General features: G+C 63.9%; 4 protein-coding genes and 1 pseudogene. 3 read left to right on the plus strand and 2 right to left on the minus strand.

The window, feature by feature from the left end; genetic code table 11:
* The first annotated feature begins 45 nt into the window (after positions 1-45).
* The 3 genes and pseudogenes from VKI00_RS20110 (at position 46) to VKI00_RS33860 (ending at position 1,976) form a co-directional block, all read left to right on the plus strand.
* On the plus strand, positions 46-1,422 hold the full coding sequence (locus tag VKI00_RS20110; RefSeq protein WP_324440519.1) for an IS110 family transposase: 1,377 nt from the start codon (positions 46-48) through the stop codon (positions 1,420-1,422).
* A 46-nt stretch (positions 1,423-1,468) separates the two neighbouring features.
* Positions 1,469-1,688 (plus strand): annotated as a pseudogene (locus VKI00_RS33950) (IS6 family transposase); the annotation flags it as partial.
* A 108-nt stretch (positions 1,689-1,796) separates the two neighbouring features.
* Positions 1,797-1,976 (plus strand): PRC-barrel domain-containing protein, encoded by a 180-nt coding sequence (locus tag VKI00_RS33860; protein ID WP_414687245.1) that lies wholly within the window; start codon positions 1,797-1,799, stop codon positions 1,974-1,976.
* A 224-nt stretch (positions 1,977-2,200) separates the two neighbouring features.
* On the opposite strand, the gene VKI00_RS20120 is transcribed toward VKI00_RS33860, so the two are convergent.
* Entirely contained in the window at positions 2,201-2,413 is a 213-nt protein-coding gene (locus VKI00_RS20120) for a hypothetical protein (RefSeq protein WP_324440517.1), read from the minus strand.
* Positions 2,414-2,643: 230 nt separating this feature from the next.
* On the minus strand, positions 2,644-3,198 hold a 555-nt coding region (locus VKI00_RS20125), incomplete at its 5' end, for an IS6 family transposase (RefSeq protein WP_422656527.1).

Here is a 3,198-nt window from a genome sequence, read left to right on the forward strand (position 1 = left end):
CAACCAAATCCAACGATAGGGGAAGGCACGAGATTGAAAATTCGCTTGGGAGTCGACGTAGCTTGCCGTGCTGCGCATCAAGCATCGCTGGCAGACGAGCAGGGAAGGTTCTTGTTCGTGGGTCACCGGTTTCGCACCGACCCAGACGAGCTGGACACGCTGTGGGCGCGGCTGCCTAAAGACGCCGAGCGGATCGAGGTGGTGATGGAGCCGACCCGCAACGCCTGGGTCGCGCTGGCGGCCTGGTTCCGCCGCCACGGCGCGACGGTGGTGATGGTGCCACCCGAGCAGTCCGCTGATCTGCGTGATTACTACAACAAGCACACCAAGACTGATCGGCTCGACTCCAAAGTGCTTGCCCGGCTTCCCCTTTTGCACCCCGAGGGGCTGCACCGCGAGGACTCGCTGGGCCCCGGCGACGAGCTGAAGCGGGCGGTCAAGATCCGCTCTGGGCTGGTGCATCGGCGCACCGCGTGCATGGCCCGCCTTGATGCGCTGCTGGAGATCCTCGGGCCGGCGTGGATCGCCGCGCTGGGTTCGGATATGACGTTGACCGCGCTGCGGTTTTTGGCCCGGTACGCCAACCCGGTCCAGGTCAAACGCCTCGGCAAGGCCCGCCTGGCGGCGTTTTTCCGCCGCTCCAGCCGCCAGGCATGGGCAGACGAACGCGCCGACGCGGTCATCGAAGCCGCCGCGACCACGCTCCGGCTGTGGGGAGCAGACGGCGGCGAGCTCGACTTCGACGCGCTGGCCGCCGATATCGCCGCCGAAGCCCGGCTCGCGCTGACCCTGACCGACGAGATCAATGGGTTCGACAAGCGCATCGGCGCGCTCTACGACAAGGCCGACCCGGCCGGGATCGTGCGCTCGGTACCCGGCGCCGGCCGCGTCTGCGCACCCCAGATCCTCGGACGACTCGGCGACCCAACACGATTCGCCAACCTGGCCGCGGTCCGCTCCTTCGCCGGGCTGGTCCCGGCCGCCGACTCCTCCGGCCAAGCCGACGGCCACCGCGGACCGACCAAGGCTGGCGATTGCTGCCTGCGCGAGGCCCTGTTCATCGCCGCCGACCACGCCCGCAAGGTCGACCCCACCCTGGCCGTCCGCTACCAGCGGCTCATGCTCGCCGGTAAGCACCACGATTCCGCGGTCTGCACGCTGGCTGCGGTCCTGCTCACCCGAATCGCCGCCTGTCTGCGCGCCGGCACCCACTACCTATTGCGCGACACCGACGGCCGCGTCATCACCGAAGCCCAAGGACGCGCCATCGTCGCCGAACGCTACACCGTGCCACCCGAGGTCCGTGCCGCCCGGCGCAAGGTCACCCCCCACAGACACCCACGACGCAACGAGCGGAACGAGCGTGCCAAGACAGGAGTCGCCACGCGCTCCAAGGCATCGCCCGTTCCGCAACCAGCATGAACCGCCCACCGCTTTCGTCGCAACACTTGACATCGGTTGAGAACTCAACCGGGCTGAGAACTCCCATCAGCCGACCAGAATCCGGGGAACGGGTGATGAAACGCTTCGCCTCACCTGGGCAGGCCCAACGATTCCTCTTTGCTTTCAGCCACATCCGGCAGCATTTTCGGCCCCGTCGTCATCTGATCAGTGCACCCCAATGGCGAACCGAGATGACCAACCGCTTCGCGGTCTGGGATGAGATCACAGTCGCCGCAGCGGCATGAAAGACACCGTCAGCCACTACGTTCCGCCGCACAGTCCACTCACATCGACTGAGCCACAAGTATTCTCAAATAACTTGACGATGCCCCCGTCGGGCCGTTGCCGACCAGATGATCTCGCTTGCCCACCTGATCGGACGCCGTGCCCTCGACGACGACGGAAGCCGGCTCGGCAAGGTCAGCGACATCGTGGTCGAACGTGAATGTTTCCGGGCCCGCGGCGACCGGTGTGCCCGGTCGGGGTGGCGACAGGGAATATCGGATGTGAAAATAGCACATCTGGCCTACTGATATGGAACACGTCAGTGACCCGTGCCGCCGAACGAACCGAGCACGAGCCTGATTCAGACGGTTATGACCGACGATCTGATCATCCCGGTGGGCGACCGGCCCCCTCGAACGCCAAAACCGGCAAGTTGATCGACGACGACTTCACCAGGCTGGTCTGCGGGAATTTATTCCAGCATCTTGATGGGCGGTCGATCGAGGGTGCCGCCACCTGCGCCGTCAAGGATCTACTTGGTGCCGTGCGCTTTTAGGTGCTCCTTGGCGGCATGCTCCGCGTGCTCGAGGGCCTGAACGTGGTGGGCATGCGCCAAGTGGGCCTGGTGGGCGGCTTTCTCAACCACTCCCTCCACGTGATGTTTAGCGGCTTCCACGTGGTGCTTGGCGGCCTGTTCGAGATGTTCAGCTGCTTGCTTGTGATGTTCAGCTGCTAGCTTCGACATGTCTTAAACCCCTTTCAAAGGGATTTCGATCTTGAACGAGATGTGATTATCAGCCGCCTGCCCGAAGTTAAAGTTACAGGACTGTTAACTGGGGCTTTCAGCCGGTATACATCCCTTCGCTGACGCCGTTCAGGTTGTCCGCGAGGCATCGTCAAGTTTATTTGAGAATACTTGTGGCTCAGTCGATGTGAGTGGACTGTGCGGCGGAACGTGGTGGCTGACTGTGTCTTTCATGCCGCTGCGGCGACTGTGATCTCATCCCAGACCGCGAAGCGGTTGGTCATCTCGGTTCGCCATTGGGGTGCGCTGATCAGATGACGCCGGGGACGAAAGTGCTGTCGGATGTGGCTGAACGCAAACAGGAACCGTTGGGCCTGCCCAGGTGAGGCGAAGCGTTTCATCGCCCGTTCCCGGATTCTGGTCGGCTGATGGGAGTTCTCGGCCCGATTGTTGAGGTACTTCGAGCGGCGATGGGTCACCGACGGCAAAACCTCGCGGTGAGCGACCTGATAGCTGGCCAGCTTGTCGGTCACCAGCAAGCGCGGCACGTAGCGCAGGCCCTTGAGCAGCTTGCGGAGAAACCGTTTAGCCGCCACTGCGTTACGGCGCGACTGCACGAGGATGTCGAGCACGTCGCCGTGCTGGTCGACCGCGCGCCACAGATAATGAGTGGTGCCGTTGATCTTCACGAAAACCTCGTCGAGGTGCCATTTGTCGCCGGGGCGGGGTCGCAGGTGACCACGACGCCGCGGGCCAGCATCAGGTCCTCGACGTCGCGCAGGCGC

Source organism: Mycobacterium sp., assembly GCF_035314665.1.
Lineage (GTDB): Bacteria > Actinomycetota > Actinomycetes > Mycobacteriales > Mycobacteriaceae > Mycobacterium.

What these genes read in the sequence shown, in the direction of transcription:
- VKI00_RS33860 (WP_414687245.1), top strand. Translation starts at nt 1,797, where the DNA reads ATGATCTCGCTTGCCCACCTGATCGGACGCCGTGCCCTCGACGACGAC.
- VKI00_RS20120 (WP_324440517.1), bottom strand. Translation starts at nt 2,413, where the DNA reads ATGTCGAAGCTAGCAGCTGAACATCACAAGCAAGCAGCTGAACATCTC.